We start from the raw sequence: 12,638 nt of genomic DNA, 5'->3' as shown, positions 1-12,638 counted from the left end.
TATAAAATTAAACGTTTTTTTGACAAAAAAGCAGAGATATCAGTAGGGTCTTACGCAAAGGGCCAGGTTAACATGCAGAAATTATTGCGGAAAAGGCTGGATTTGGCGCGATGCGGTTAAAGTCCTGTCAGAGACCGACGGAATATCTGAGCGCCGAAAAAACCGGGTGTTGCCGATGAATCCTTGACGCCAGTTTCATACAGATAGGCCGTGAACCTCTCGCTGTGGTCTTCAGGCACCAAACATTTCCATTCTCTGGCGATCATTGCTGCTCACTCTCCCTTGCTTTGTAAGTCGCGCATCACCGGCGGGAATGGAGCGGAGCGGAATTCCCGTCCGAGTGCATGGCATTGTTCTGTGACGGGCTATGCCCTCTTGGCGATGACCGCAAATTCGCTCGAATTTCGATCGTACGGGGTTCCGGCGACGTCTGAATAGAGCGTCTCAATGCAAAAGCCGCCCTCCACAAACTCCCTCTCAAGTTCTTCAGGAGCAAAATATTGCAGCCAGTTGTACACCGTTCTGGTGCGATCGGATTCGACAATCGTGTACTTGTCAAGCACAACCTTTTCTTCGTCGTATTTGAAAGAATTTAGAAATCCATAGTACTTGTTTGGTGACCAGAATCCGTTGAGGAGGTTCACTTCGCATGTCACGGCCTCTTCCCGTTGGTCAAATGCCGCCAGCGAATACACATCAAGGAGTACCGAACCGCCCGGCTTTAGGATTTTGTGGAATTTGCTCAGAATCCCTCTTCTTTGGGTAGGGCTGAGGGCGCAGAAGTCGCACATGACCATAAGGACAAGGTCGAACCGGTCTTCTGTCTCAAAGTCCAGGTAATTCTGCGTCACGTAGTTGATGTTCAGATGCTCGCTGGCCGCGACCGCCCTTGCGTACTCGATAGACCTTCTCGAGAAATCTATGCCTGTCACATTCGCCTGGCGCTTGGCTAAACTCGTTACGTACAATCCTGGACCGCAGCCGAAATCGGCGATCTTGGTATCCTTGCCGATGTTAAAGCGGGAAACGATCCACTCCACCGATCCGTTGATGAACTGTGCATTTCGCGAAGAGAGGTCGATGGCCTCATTGAGGTGGCAAGAGAGCATCTGGGCTGACGTATGCTCATCAGTCCAGAGATCTCTCGCGGTATAAAATTGGAACGGTTCAGGCCGTTCGTTGATCCTTTCCAACTCTTCAAACATTTTCTCTCCTTAGCGGCATTGCACAGAACGGGCCGGGGCTGACCGGCTTCGGCCTGTTCTGGAGCAAGCTCGCTTGCGGAAGGACAGGCCGAAGTCCGGTCCAGTCGGTTGTTCTCGACGCGGAATCCGCGGCGAGGGCAACCGACTGGACGCAGTCAGCCCCGGCGCCGTTCCCGCGACGCGGATGCGTCGCGGGAACGGCGCTAATCAGCCGCGCGGCTTTTGCGTCGGCTGCATTAGTTTTGTTATGCGTCGGTGTACACACCCTATCCCGCGCCTTTCCTATGTATAAGTTTAGGAATATCTTTCGATGGTATCGAAAAACAAATATCTCGAATGTCGCCAAGTTTTACCGTGGTTGTATTCCCATCGCCTTTGTGCAATACATAGCGAAATTCACTCTGATACGCGAATTCATCAAATTTCCTAAAAGGACCAATAACGCCGTGGTGCGTGGTTTTATTTAGATATGTTACGGGGCCATGATGAATCTTGCGTCCGAGCGCTTCAGAGGCGGAACGCATTCGATTAGTAAACTCTTTGGCATCTCGAATTACGATTGCAGCCTCACCAAACTGTATGTTTCTTTCATCAAAATCATATTCCGGCAGATCCACGATCATATGCAAACAAAATATGTTCAGGTGCTCTCTGCTTCCATATCTACAGCGGATAGGATTTATTATGCCGCCAATAGGAACATATTCACCTTCATCGTTTCGTATAGCAAGTTCTTTTACCTGTAAAGCTTCATCTACATCTTCATCTGCATCAAATCGAGCTGCGTCACTCTGGTCGATTTTTGAAAAATATGCGTCCGAATTCATATAAATATTCCCATCCAAAAATCCGTCTACCCGATCTATAGTGAGTATCTTTACTAGCAAGATTTTATCTGTATTTTTCATGTCACATTATCAATCGAGACGCATAACGGGCCGGGGCTGACCGGCTTCGGCCTGTTCTGGAGCAAGCTCGCTTGCGGAAGGACAGGCCGAGGTCCGGTCCAGTCGGTTGTTCTCGACGCGGCATCCGCGGCGAGGGCAACCGACTGGACGCAGTCAGCCCCGGCCCGTTCCCGCGACGCGGATGCGTCGCGGGAACGCGGCTCTTCAGCGGGCGCGGTTCCTTGCGATCCGCTGCAAGAGCATGGTTAGCTGCTAATTTTTTCTACAATGGTTTTAATTCGCTCAGGAACACCCCAAGCATCACGTACTTGTGAATTATCTTTTGGTGCAGCCTTGAGCCTCTCAAGAACCTCATCGGAAAATTGACGGCATTTTTCTATTAAATCCATTACTCGTTTTGACTCTGCCCAAGATGATGAATCTTCAAGGCGCTCGACCAAGGCGTTTGATATTTTAAATGCAATCTGAGGCTTTGCAGCCAATAGTTCAACGATCTCTCGTGCAACTTCATTTGGCATGCGGTCTTTTGCTTGAAGGGCTTGATACTTACCGATGAACCCATAAGGATCAATTCCAACTTTCAATGGAACAATTGGGACCTTACGCCCAATTGCAACACCAATTTCTTGATCCGTCCATTTACTTTCATTAAATCCTGGTGTCAGGTATGCTACAAGTGCATCCATCGTGGTCAAGGCAATCTCAATTTCTGACTGCCATTCTTTTGTAGGTTCTATATCTTCATGAGCGACGAAACATGCGAGTCCATATTTCCCCAGCTCCGCTTTAAAAATTTTTAAAGATCTTTTTTCAGTTGCAAGATGGCTCAAAAAAATACGTGGTTGATTTGGAGACCAGAATGCCGGTTGTTCAGAAGACTCAAGCTCAGTAACAACTCCAAGATGTTTTGCTAAATCCACTAAGGATTGATCTTCTGCGTTACTGATCATATCAATTATATAATCTTCGGTGCTATTTCCGTTCCATTGATCAGACCATGGAAATTTGAATTGTTTTAGAGTTAGATCAATCAGCGTCCAATTTTCTTTTCCTAGAAATGCAGATATTTCTTTAATAAGGTTAATTCTGTCTGATGGTTTCATCTATAAAATCCTCTAATCTTTGCAGCTAACGGGCCGGGGCTGACCGGCTTCGGCCTGTTCTGGAGCAAGCTCGCTTGCGGAAGGACAGGCCGAAGTCCGGTCCAGCCGGTTGTTCTCGACGCGGCTTCCGCGGCGAGGGCAACCGGATGGACGCAGTCAGCCCCGGCCCGTTCCCGCGACGCGGAAGCGTCGCGGGAACGCCTGAGCTCAGGTCCGTTTGAGGCGACGCCCGTTCTTGCGACAGCAAAAATGGGTGGCGGGTCAAACGTCACCTGCAGCGATTTGTTGGGCATCAACGCTCCCACGATCATTTAGCCTTCCTGACTTCGATAGGTACCCTGGAGAGTTCTCGATCAGCTGAGCGTATGGAAAACACCCATACCCCTGGACAGGTAATTTCTGGCTTAAGCAAACGAAAAATCAACGTTGATGGACTACTCGCGGTGCTATCGCGTGTGACATCGATTTCTTCCAACTCAACCTCCGTTTGATCCGGATTGATTAAAACAATTGAAAGGCCCAGGACCCCACCTGGTTGAACACCTCCGATAGCCAAATGTACGAGCAACGGCCATACCGGTTTTAACGGGAATATGTTGGAGGAAAAGAAGTCCCAACCGCCAGACAAAACCGAAAAGAGCCCGGATTCGTGCACTTCGACCGAATTTGAGAAAAATGCCGCCTTGACGAAAGTCTTTGATATTTCGGTCGAAATGCTGTTGTAGGCCTGATCGCCATTCAAGCTCCCTTTAGGCTGCCCACCAGACTTACCACCCGGCGCATTCACGGAAACTAGTATATTTCCTCTATCATCAATTAGGTCATAACCAGTGGGCTGGCCATCATTCCCGCTGGCTAAGCCTCCCGTTCCAACCCGCACATGAATTTTCTCAACACCGATGCGCTGCATCATTTCGCCGCTTAGCAAACTAACCACGGAATCTCCCCCACCACCTCCGTCACCAGCCACAGCCCCATCCCCGACAGCTGTAGCACCGCGACCACCTGATCCAATATTCCGATCATCGTCCGGAACGGCGTTAATCAAAGCCTCTAGATCCAATTCTCCGAAATTTGTGATGCGTCCGCCTGGCCCTCCGTCTCCTGCCCGCGCCCCATCGCCGATTGCCGCACCACCACCTCCGCCCGCCGCAATTGAAGACCCTCCGGTTCCACCAAATGCAACTATAGAATCAGAAATTTCAATTCCTTCAGCACGCTCGAGTCCAGCAATGCCTTTCGCGAAATTGGATTCGTGTTTGCTTTTTATTTCTTCCATTCGCTCAGGTGGGTACAAGCTGACATCGTTTGTAATTACGTGGTGGTCATGACACAAGAACAACAAGTTTTCAAAAGACCTGCGGTCTTCATTAGTTTGGGTCTCATCAAACCGCTCGCCGCCACTCTCCGCTGCACGAATATGGCAAAGTTCTCCGACATACGTCCCGTCTTGCAGAATGATTGGGTGGTTACAATCGGGGTAAGCGCACTGATTGCCGGCCAGCAGGTAAAGCCGCCTTAACACGTCACTTTTTGGGGCTAAGCGTTTTGGAATTTCCGTCATTGCGGATGTATCTCTTAAGGCTGCGGACTTTCCGTCACTCTAACGTACGTCAAACCGCTGATTTAGGTTTTCTTTGATGCCCAACGTCACGGGTCAGGGGCGCTTGTAGCGCAGCGAAAAGCGTCCCCTGCACCCAGGTTGTTATACATTTTTTCACTAGTGTCCCAACGTTTAACCAAACAAACTCAGCTGCTTAGTGCTCGACGTGATTTCGTTTTCGTAGCTGCAATTTCCAACTATCTGTAATAATGGAATTCGTTCGAAGATGTTCACGCTCAAAATCTGTAGAATTGTGTAGAGTGAAGCATTGATTTTGAGTTCTTTTTTCATGATGGCAACAATCAAAAATGTCGAAATCGCGATCCAGATTTGCGTTTTGACCGCATTGGTTGAGTTTCCATAGAAACGCTTTATGCGCAAATTTTGCTTTATCCACTTAAAAAACAGCTCCGCTTGCCAACGATAACGGTATAGCTCTGTGATAGTGAATGCTGGGAGAACAAAATTGTTGGTTAAAAATACGTATGTTTTTTGGCTTTCCGGATCTTTGTATTTCACCCTGCGTAACTTTTCTGGATAATTCTTGTATTGATAATAGCCAGTTAGCACTACGGATTGGTCGCAAATCAGACCTGTTGTTCGATCGACCTGGTGAGAATAGATCCTGTCGTATTGAAGATTTGCTTTGGCCCGGATTACAAAAAAGGCTGCTCTTTGGGAAAAAGCATAAAGACGCCTGAAGTCTACGTAACCTCGATCCATGACATAAAACGATCCAACCTCGATTGGCAGTATATCCAACACGTTGACGTCGTGGAGCTTTCCGTCGGATATGTGGATAAAAGTCGGAATATTCCCTCGTAGGTCCAGCAATGTGTGTAGTTTGATAGCCCCCTTCGACTTGCGAAAATTGGCCCAGGGAAACATTGCAAGGCATAGATCTATGGTTGTTGAATCCAAGGCGTAGGCGGTATTTTGCAATTCGAGATCGAATTCGTCGTCGATATAAAGGTTGCGGGCGATCTGAATTAGGTTTTGAGCAATGTCCGCATAAATTCTCCAGTCTCGGACTTTGTTGGCATTGGCTAAGGTATTCCTGGAGACCTGAGCACGAATTCCCATGTGGTAAAGCTTGCCTTGTTGGGAACGTAAACAGGCCTCGATATCTCTGAGGCTCTCTCGGTAGGTCAATTGTGCAAAAGCCATGCATAGAAACTGGTCGAGGCAGGAAAACTGATGAACTTTCCGGTTTCCATCGTAGCGTTGAACAATTCGCCTAAACATGTGCAACGGCAAATATTCCATGATCTGAGAAAATATGAGCTTTCCAGTTAACACCGCATACCTCCTGAAAAAAGTAGCAAGAGGTATAAGGTGCGAGCTGCTGGATGTTCAAATCGGTAACAGCCAAAAAAGAATAAAAAGTCATATTTTACAGATTGTTAAGCATTGATTGATGAAAAACATTGGGACACTAGTGACATTTTTTATTAAATCAGTTTTTAAAACTTCATATCATATATTGATCTTGATTATTTAATTCTTCTTTTATCCATATGTTTTTTAAGCCGCTCTACTTTTTTTTCTATTTCAAAAATGTTCTCGAGTATATGTTCAACTATTTCAATTGAAATTCGCAACTCTTCTTTGGATGGAGCCGAAAGATTATGCAATGCATCATTTCCTAAGAATCTAAAATTATTCAAGAATTCAGCATTATTTTTTGTTAGTATTCCGTTTTCTGACAAACCAGAAATTTTACCCCATAATCCATTGTCTTGTTTTTGTATAATTTTTCCACTTTTGTCCTTGTATTCAACAAGACCCTTTTTAATTCCTTTGACTGAGCATATTCCCTCAATTAAAGATCTTAACCCAGCAGCACATAAAATTCTGTTACCTTGATTAAAACACGCAATTATTTCTTCATAAATCTGGCTTAAATTGGGAGGAATCTCATAGAAGTGTTTTAAATCCAACATTTGAGAAGATCTTTCCGGATAAATGTGGACCCTAACGTTTGGACCAGTTCCTGGATCCCAATCCTCAGAAAAGACACCTTCATCACGAAAAGATGGACACTTGCAGCCCTGGCACTGGACTATCTGATACTCTGTCCTTCCATCGACGGCTTCGTTGCCATAATGATGGCTAATCGATTTTAAAACGATGTGTGTAGTTTCAGTTTTACATACTCCACACAAGATGATTAACTCTTTATCTTCCGTCTGACCCTCTTTAATAATGTCATATTGATCATTCATGATGTTTTATATCCAAAGAATACAATTGTGATCTATTGACTTAGTATTGGATTGTATAACAGTGTTATTATGCGGAACTCACATAATTCCGTACCTCAAAATTCCCGGCCTTAACACCTGCTGATTTGCAAGCATTTTCCGAAAAAACAACCGACACTTATTCTACTATTTCAGGCTATTAAGAAACACATGCCAGATATTTCTTGACGCCGAGGTCAGCATTATGCGTTGTACTGAGGTTAGCTTTATACGGCAGCCATATGATCGCCCAAAAATGCGGGACATAAAGCCAACCTCGGAGGAAATGATGGATGCACCGTGAACACAAAATTGTTTTAACCTCGGATGAAGAAACGGACCGCCCGCTTCCGTTGGTCGCTCAAGGCCCGAGGTACGCCAAGGATAAGCTTCTTCGCGACCTTCACGCCCTGAGCGAAGTGGGCGGTTCAACTCTGGAAATGTCAACAGGTTCTAAATCATCCCTAAATGTTGAAGCCTTTAACAGTCCGTTGAAAAACTCCCAATTGCTGCGTCGCTACAAAAAGTACAAACTCTCACGTATGAATAAATACGCTTCGACCTTGAACTTTTTTTGCTCCTTGCACTTGGGATTTTTAAACGGACTGTGGATAAGGACTTTTTCAACACTCAGTTAAACGACATTTTAAGTGGAAGCAATCGTATCTGAACCCTGTTCGTTTCAAGGTCCGTCGAGAGGCGTTGCGTAGGCCCAGGGGAGCATTAGGAGTTTGTCCTGCTGTTCAGAGTTATGGCCCCCCTGACCTTCATCGCCGGGGGCTGCGGCATGGATTTCAAACTCATGCCTGAACCGCGGTGGTCATGGGCCTATCCTTGGTCCTGCTGTTCATGCTGGGCGTGGCGGTGACGATGCCGTGTCATCGGACGGTTTGTCCTGGGACACGGTATCGTCTCCGCTCCTTTTTCAGCGTCGGCTCACTGTGGGTACATCCGCGCGATTTCCGACTCCACCAGTTGCTGCAACTGCTTGAAGCCAAAGGTCGTCAAGGGTTTGCCGTTGACGAAAAAGCCTGGGGTTTTGGTGACGTTGAGCGCCCTGGCGTCGACAATGTCCTGCTCCAGGATGCGCTGGATTCTTGGTTCGTTCATGTCGTTTCTGACCATGTCCAGGTCCACTTCGGCCATGGCCACGAAGTTCCAGAGCAGATGCGGTTGCGGATTCTGGTGGCTGGCCCAGTGGCCCTGGCTCTGGTACATGATGTCCAGCGTTTCCCAGTATTTGCCCTGATTGCCCGCTGCTTCGAGGATGCGCACGAAATCATCGGCCCCGTCGTGGAACGGAGCGTATCGCAAAACCAGCCTGATTTTGCCGGGATTGTCGTCCATCAGTTTCTTCACAAAGGGAGAGAACGCGGCGCATGTCTCGCAGGCCGGGTCCATGAATTCCACCAGGGTGACCCGGGCATCCGGGCTGCCCAGGGTGGGTGAATGAGGCCGGACAAAGACTTCGGCGTCTTCCCGGGCCAGAAAGTCCAGCTTCTGGGCTTGCTGCGTCTGGTAGACATGGGTTGCGATGATGAAGAGCAGACCCAGGAGCAGACCGGCGGCGGCAACGAGATATTGTTTCCTCATTGTGAAATTCTCCTATTGAAGGTGTACAGTAGCACTAGAATGATCGTGAAAGCCATGAATGAGAGCACGGGAATCGTCAGAAAACCGAGGAGGTCGAAATAACTCTCCGTGCAGGAGACCCCCTGACTGCACGGCTTGATGCTCTCCGGGACTATCCCGTAAACAAGCAGATTTTGGTACAGGGCCACGAGCCAGCCCGCGCCTGCCAGAGGCAGGGCGTAGCGCACCACGCTCTTGTCGCAGAAAAAGAGACCCGTGGTGAATATGAACGCCAAGGGAAAGAGAAAGATGCGCTGGTACCAGCAGAGAACGCACGGGGGCAGTTGCATCACGGCACTGAAGAAAATGCTCGTCAGTGCGGACGCAATGGTCAGCAGCCAAGCCAGAAAGAGAATGTTCCAGCCTGGATTATTCATGCTATCCGTAGAAGCCATGCGGATTGACCTCCCATAGCAGTCAGAAAAAAACACCCAATCGCAGCAACGCGGCAATTGGTGTTTTTTATAGACTGTTGCCAAAGTTTTTTTCAACACGCAGCACGGAGTAATGCCGTTGCCGGGGTCGGAATCGGGATCGGGGTCAAAACGCGGGGATGCGTTCAAAATTCCTGTTTCGATTCCGAATCCGAGAGCGAAGCACCGACCCCGATTGCCGGAGCAAGAGCGGACACAAAATGTGCTGAGCAGTTACGAGCAAACAAGATCAGGAAAGTTCAGGAGGGAAGTCGATACGACGGACCAAGTCCGAGGGAGGGCGCGCAAAGGGCGGGCGGGCGAAGGTGATTGTCAACGGAAGGCCAAGGGTGGCCTCGGGAAGGAAGGACGTGAGCAGTTTCAGGCAAAAAAGACAGAGACACCCCTGCTCCGTGCATGGGGTTGGGTTCGCGGGCTCATCAGGGCTGACATCAGGGCTGAACGGCATGCAGCAGGAGTCCACGTCAGCAGGGTGAAGCAACGCCGAAACAACAGCCCCTGCCCCACTTGCGGCAAAAGAGGTCGTCAGCAGGACGAGCAAAACAAGCACCCTTGCAAACAGCACACGCATTTGTAAACTTTACCGCGCCGAAAACCGCATGTCAAAATTATGAATTTGATCGTGGCTTTTCAGTTTAACCGAGAAGAGCTTCAAAACCAGGACCGGGATGCCCCTCATCGGCATCCGCCCCTGGAACCGGGTCCGCACGTACGACCATTGAACCACACGGCCCCGTCCAAGGCTTCGGAGGAAACGGCCGCGGTGCCCGCGAACAGCAGAAACCCGCCCAGGGCAAAGCCTGAAAGGTGGGAGATGAGCCCACCTTTCTACCATATATCCTGCCGAGCCACTTGTCCGAAATATGGAGTCCACTATAATTCAGCTCCGTGTGAACATCAGCGACCCAAAACTCGCGAAGACTGTTGTTCAAATGTATAGTTACCTTTGAAGAATTCCTCCGCATACCACTGAAGTTCTCCATCGTCGGTCAGGACCATGTCCAGCAGCCGCACGGAGCCTAACAGACGCCCGATAAGGTCCAGCTTCTCCGTTAGTCGCCCCACATCGTATTTTCGCATTTCAGCCTTGAGCAGGTCGCCCTTGTGCTCGACCCGAAACCCCATCCTTTTGAGGATCAGGGCCATCAGTTCGGCTCGTCTCGTCCGCCGTCCCACGTCCGCTGCACCGCCTTTGAACGAGAAGGTCACGTAGTTGGAGTTGACCTGCTCGGAGCAAAAGGAGTCGATGGTCGCGAAGTGGTAGCCGAGCCGGGCGTTGAAATTGAGATACCTTTTGGAAATAATGGCGTAATTGGGCTCTCCCAGGCCTCCGTGAAAGTGCGGATCGTTGAGCACGCCTTCCGCGACCACGGCCAAGAGCCCCCGCATGTTCAGCCGGATCGGGCCGGACCAACGCACCTTTTCATGGGTCACGCCTTTGAGCAGGGCCTGGAACGGCACCGAGGCGATCTCCTCCACGGCGACCTCGTCCGCATTTTTTTCAGAGTTCCCCGTCCGTTCGATCCCTCCGCCCAGGTCCAGGACATAGGCGTTCAGGGGCGTATCGCGCAGCTTCTTTCCGATCCGTCCGGCCCCGGCTCGGCCCCTGAGCCCGTCTCCCAGGTGAAACATCTCCCGCATCGCCATTTCGTGGGCAAAACGAATCACGTCGTGCAACGTGGCGCAGCCCTCCGGGGTGAACTCCGCGCTTCGCGGGTCGAGCAGGTTCAGCGGAACGACCTTGTTCAACACCCCGCGAACACGGATATGGACCGGACTGTCCGCGATCAGGTTGGCCGGAGCCTTTTGCCGGATGACGGCGGGCACTTCTCCCTTGTAAATGGTCCTGCGGGTGGCGTCCAAGGTAATGATGTCCCCGGCTTGAATGGTCCGCGTCCCGGTTTCGATCCCGACCAGGGTCGGAATCTTGAACTCCCTGGCCACGGAAGCCATGTGACCGGTGACGCTGCCCACATCCGTCACGATCCCCTTGACCCTGCTCATGGCCGGAACAAGGTTCGGTGATGTCTGGCGAGCCACGAGGATGGAGCCTTCAGGAATGTCGGCCAGGCTTTGATCATCCTCCAGGATATACGCCGGGCCGCTGGCCGCGCCGGGGGCGGCGGTCATGCCCGCGTGGATCAGAACCCGCTCTCTGGGCACGTGGACGTCCCTCCCCAGCTCTTCGACGGGCATATCGTCCGTGACCCTTTGCAAGGGGCGGGCTTGCAGGATGATGATCTTGCCGGCTTGATCCAGGGCCCATTCTATATCCAAAGGCGTGCCGAAATGCTCTTCCAGCTTCAACCCGTAGTCGGTCAGGACGCGGAGCTGTTCGGAGGTCAGACAGGGAGCGTTCCGCCGGGCCGGGGGCGTCTCGCTCAGGCGCAGCCCCTGTTCCTTGTCCATGATGAGCATGGTGTCTTTTCCGGCAATCTCCTGCTCCAGAACCTCCCTGGTCTCCCGGCAGATCCGCCAGTAGTCGGTTCTCGCCGACCCGTCCACGACGCTCACCCCAAGGCCCCAGTTGGCATTGACGCAGATGTTGTCGACCACGTGATAGTTCGGGTCAATGGTGTACAGGCAACCGCTGGACACAGCATCCACCATGGCCACGCACAGAACGCTCATCAGATCGTCGATGTCCCGATATCCCTTGCCACGCCGGTAGAATACCGCCCTGGGGTTGAACATCCCGGCCACGACCTCTTTATAGGCCGCAAGCAGATTGTCGACGGGGACGTTCAAGAAGCTGTCGTACTGTCCGGCAAAGGAAGAAGACGGAGAATCCTCGGCGCTGGCGCTGCTGCGAACGGCGAAACGCAAATCCGCGCCGAGATCGCCGACTAAAACCCGGGCCTCGTGAAGGATGGCCCTCGCGACGTCGTCGGGCAACCGCGAGCCGAGAATCAGGACCTTAATCTCGGCGCAGACCGTTTCGAGACGTTCCATGTCCCGGACGTCGAGTTGCCGCAGCCGACGCTTGACCTTTTCATAGATTCCCGCCTGCTTGAAAAAATGGTGACACGAGAAGGCCGTGACCGCGAACCCCTTGGGCGCGGGCAAGTGCGCCCTGTTTGAAATATCGGCCAAGTTGGCCGCCTTGTTCCCCACCAACGCGCTTTTCTCGCGACTCAAGTTGGCCAGGGAGATGGTCCAATTGCTCTTTTCCAGCTTTTGCCGTCCCCGCAGCTCCTTGAGAACGGACCGGCCGATCCTGTCGGCGACGCTCCTGAGATTCGTGAATCGATTTCGGGACAGCGCATCCAGATCGGATGAAAGATCGCGAACAATGACCACGAGACGCTCACACAAAACAACGACCTCGTCGTAATCGAACGAGTCGGGATTGAGCATCATGTCTTCAATGTCGTTGATCACATGAAGCGAGGCGGTGTTCTTCTCCAAAAACTCCTTGAAGATATTGTACCGCTCCGCGAAAACCTCCGTCTCGGTTTCTGATTTGACGTCGGCCCCGATCCATTCCCTGAGATAATCGATCATTTTCAC

At 50.7% G+C, this 12,638-nt stretch carries 11 protein-coding genes; 2 read left to right on the top strand and 9 right to left on the bottom strand.

The window, feature by feature from the left end:
- Positions 1-365: 365 nt before the first annotated feature.
- The 6 genes from C6366_RS16640 to C6366_RS16610 form a co-directional block, all read right to left on the bottom strand.
- Positions 366-1,205 carry a class I SAM-dependent methyltransferase gene (locus C6366_RS16640; RefSeq protein ID WP_107739989.1) on the bottom strand — a complete coding sequence of 280 codons (840 nt, stop codon included), beginning with the start codon at positions 1,203-1,205 and terminating at the stop codon, positions 366-368.
- Between the two features lie 266 nt (positions 1,206-1,471).
- A complete protein-coding gene (locus tag C6366_RS16635; protein WP_107739987.1) occupies positions 1,472-2,113 on the bottom strand; it encodes a hypothetical protein in 642 nt (213 codons plus the stop codon).
- Between the two features lie 245 nt (positions 2,114-2,358).
- Positions 2,359-3,216, bottom strand: coding sequence for a toll/interleukin-1 receptor domain-containing protein (locus C6366_RS16630; RefSeq protein ID WP_107739985.1), 858 nt, complete (start codon positions 3,214-3,216; stop codon positions 2,359-2,361).
- A gap of 307 nt (positions 3,217-3,523) precedes the next feature.
- Positions 3,524-4,780, bottom strand: coding sequence for a hypothetical protein (locus tag C6366_RS19390; RefSeq protein WP_146164895.1), 1,257 nt, complete (start codon positions 4,778-4,780; stop codon positions 3,524-3,526).
- A 171-nt stretch (positions 4,781-4,951) separates the two neighbouring features.
- Entirely contained in the window at positions 4,952-6,118 is a 1,167-nt protein-coding gene (locus C6366_RS16615; RefSeq protein WP_107739979.1) for an IS4 family transposase, read from the bottom strand.
- Between the two features lie 194 nt (positions 6,119-6,312).
- The gene (locus C6366_RS16610; RefSeq protein ID WP_107739977.1) at positions 6,313-7,044 is read right to left on the bottom strand and encodes a DUF4145 domain-containing protein; all 732 of its coding nucleotides are present in this window, start codon (positions 7,042-7,044) and stop codon (positions 6,313-6,315) included.
- Positions 7,045-7,355: 311 nt separating this feature from the next.
- On the opposite strand from C6366_RS16610, the gene C6366_RS16605 reads away from it, so the two are divergent.
- On the top strand, positions 7,356-7,700 hold the full coding sequence (locus C6366_RS16605; protein WP_107739975.1) for a hypothetical protein: 345 nt from the start codon (positions 7,356-7,358) through the stop codon (positions 7,698-7,700).
- 113 nt (positions 7,701-7,813) lie between these two features.
- Positions 7,814-7,930 carry a CorA family divalent cation transporter gene (locus C6366_RS20760; protein ID WP_107739973.1) on the top strand — a complete coding sequence of 39 codons (117 nt, stop codon included), beginning with the start codon at positions 7,814-7,816 and terminating at the stop codon, positions 7,928-7,930.
- A gap of 68 nt (positions 7,931-7,998) precedes the next feature.
- On the opposite strand, the gene C6366_RS16595 is transcribed toward C6366_RS20760, so the two are convergent.
- The 3 genes from C6366_RS16595 to C6366_RS16585 all read right to left on the bottom strand — a co-directional run bounded on the left by C6366_RS16595 (position 7,999) and on the right by C6366_RS16585 (position 12,632).
- Entirely contained in the window at positions 7,999-8,655 is a 657-nt protein-coding gene (locus tag C6366_RS16595; protein WP_107739970.1) for a thioredoxin domain-containing protein, read from the bottom strand.
- Entirely contained in the window at positions 8,652-9,089 is a 438-nt protein-coding gene (locus C6366_RS16590; protein ID WP_107739968.1) for a disulfide bond formation protein B, read from the bottom strand. Before C6366_RS16590 ends, C6366_RS16595 begins: the two co-directional genes overlap by 4 nt.
- 936 nt (positions 9,090-10,025) lie before the next feature.
- Entirely contained in the window at positions 10,026-12,632 is a 2,607-nt protein-coding gene (locus C6366_RS16585; protein WP_107739966.1) for a PEP/pyruvate-binding domain-containing protein, read from the bottom strand.
- Positions 12,633-12,638 lie beyond the last annotated feature (6 nt).

Origin of the sequence: Desulfonatronum sp. SC1, assembly GCF_003046795.1 — a bacterium.
Lineage (GTDB): Bacteria > Desulfobacterota > Desulfovibrionia > Desulfovibrionales > Desulfonatronaceae > Desulfonatronum.
This window is presented reverse-complemented; position numbering and strand designations above follow the sequence as displayed.

Excerpts from the sequence above, each read along its gene's own strand:
- C6366_RS16630 (WP_107739985.1), bottom strand. The coding sequence starts at position 3,216 with ATGAAACCATCAGACAGAATTAACCTTATTAAAGAAATATCTGCATTT.
- C6366_RS16610 (WP_107739977.1), bottom strand. The coding sequence starts at position 7,044 with ATGAATGATCAATATGACATTATTAAAGAGGGTCAGACGGAAGATAAA.
- C6366_RS16585 (WP_107739966.1), bottom strand. The coding sequence starts at position 12,632 with ATGATCGATTATCTCAGGGAATGGATCGGGGCCGACGTCAAATCAGAA.
- C6366_RS20760 (WP_107739973.1), top strand. The coding sequence starts at position 7,814 with ATGGCCCCCCTGACCTTCATCGCCGGGGGCTGCGGCATGGATTTCAAA.
- C6366_RS19390 (WP_146164895.1), bottom strand. The coding sequence starts at position 4,780 with ATGACGGAAATTCCAAAACGCTTAGCCCCAAAAAGTGACGTGTTAAGG.
- C6366_RS16640 (WP_107739989.1), bottom strand. The coding sequence starts at position 1,205 with ATGTTTGAAGAGTTGGAAAGGATCAACGAACGGCCTGAACCGTTCCAA.
- C6366_RS16635 (WP_107739987.1), bottom strand. The coding sequence starts at position 2,113 with ATGAAAAATACAGATAAAATCTTGCTAGTAAAGATACTCACTATAGAT.
- C6366_RS16595 (WP_107739970.1), bottom strand. The coding sequence starts at position 8,655 with ATGAGGAAACAATATCTCGTTGCCGCCGCCGGTCTGCTCCTGGGTCTG.
- C6366_RS16590 (WP_107739968.1), bottom strand. The coding sequence starts at position 9,089 with ATGGCTTCTACGGATAGCATGAATAATCCAGGCTGGAACATTCTCTTT.
- C6366_RS16605 (WP_107739975.1), top strand. The coding sequence starts at position 7,356 with ATGCACCGTGAACACAAAATTGTTTTAACCTCGGATGAAGAAACGGAC.